The sequence below is a fragment of the Streptomyces sp. NPDC056296 genome, from assembly GCF_042268605.1.
Lineage (GTDB): Bacteria > Actinomycetota > Actinomycetes > Streptomycetales > Streptomycetaceae > Streptomyces.
This window is the reverse complement of record NZ_JBHJRX010000149.1, coordinates 1-1,422: the sequence shown is the minus strand read 5'-3', so window position 1 is coordinate 1,422 and position 1,422 is coordinate 1. Positions and strand designations below refer to the sequence as shown.

1 protein-coding gene is annotated in these 1,422 nt (G+C 64.9%); it reads left to right on the top strand.

What is annotated here, in order from left to right:
• Positions 1-520 precede the first annotated feature (520 nt).
• Complete coding sequence (locus ACFCZF_RS40870; RefSeq protein ID WP_376675992.1) at positions 521-1,408, top strand: dsDNA nuclease domain-containing protein; 888 nt, start codon at positions 521-523, stop codon at positions 1,406-1,408.
• Positions 1,409-1,422 lie beyond the last annotated feature (14 nt).

Here is a 1,422-nt window from a genome sequence, read left to right as displayed (position 1 = left end):
CCGTCGTCCCCATGGGGAATTACGTGACCGCGGGGGTGGGGAATTACGTGACGCAGAACCCGCCCTGCCTGAGGAATTTCATGATCGCTCACAAACGACAAGCTGCGTCACATCTGGTCCGCGATCCGGGCCCGGCTGCTGGAGCTGCTGGACGGCGGTCGCCGCCGTCGCCTGCGCGGCCTCGCCCGTACGGCGGGCTACGGCATCGTCCGCGGCTCCGCCGGCGCCGTGGGCGCGAGCGGAGCCGGGTGGATCATCTGGTGGATCCAGCAGCGCTGACCCGGCGCACCCGCTGACCCCACATCCGCCAACCTGGTGGTCCCGCTCCCTGGGCCGGGGCCACCAGCGGCCGGCGGGATCAGCCTGTCTTGTGCGAATTACTCCAACGGACCGTTGCTATCCGTGTGCGGATGGTGATCTACTCCGATGCCCAGAGCGTCCGTTGGGGGGACCATGCGAATAGAAACCTGTGCCGTTGGGCTGGTGGTCGGCACCGGCCGGTTGCGTAAGTGGAGCGCCGGTGACGCTTGCGCCTGCTGATGGTGGCCGGCGCAGCCGGCGCGGCTTCCTGTACCAGGACGCGGTCACACTCCTGGACTGCCTCGACATGCTGGAAGGCCACTGGACGGAAGTCTCGTGGGAGGATCTGGAAGACATCCTCTGCTACAAAGCAGACGCGCCTTCTTACCGGCAGGTCAAGACCGTCGAAGGAGCGAAGCGCCACAGCATCGCCGACATCTGCAAGCCGGATGCGGCGAAGAAGGCAGAGAACAGAACGGCGGCAACGAGCTACCTCGGCAAGCTGTTCGGCGGAAAGCCACTTCCTGAGGGAACACGCTTCACGCTGATCGTGAATGAGACCCCCCAGCGAGATCTGTTCCAGTTTGTCTGTGAGCGCGGCGGCGCACGCGGGCCGGTCAGTGCAGACGATCGTGAGCGGATCATCGACAAGCTCAACGGTCTGAGCCTGCCCGACGGCCGTGACGTCGGATGGTGCGTCGATCGTCTGGATGTACTTGTCACAGCGCGCACTTGCGATCAGGTCGAAGATGAAGCCCGCAGACGTCTGATTCCACTGATTACGACGTACCTCGGCCAGGACCCTCTGGCGCAGGAGGTGGACAACGTTCTGCTCGGGCTTGTCTCCGGGTACATCGCGCGCCGTGCGGCCGAACCGGAGCCTCAACGCCACACGGCTCACGAATTCCGGAGCATCCTCGAGAAGTCCATTCTCCAGGTGACCGGGCAGCGCTCCGATGGTTCCACCGAGCCGCTCATGACCCTTCAGGCGAAGCTGCGGCCAGCTGGTGTCCCTGATGCCGAAGCGGAGAGTCAGGACGAGGAAACACCTGCACTCCACCCCACCCAACACCACCACCCGGGTGAGGGGTGCCCACGTCCCCCTTAGCTGCCTGATAAAGA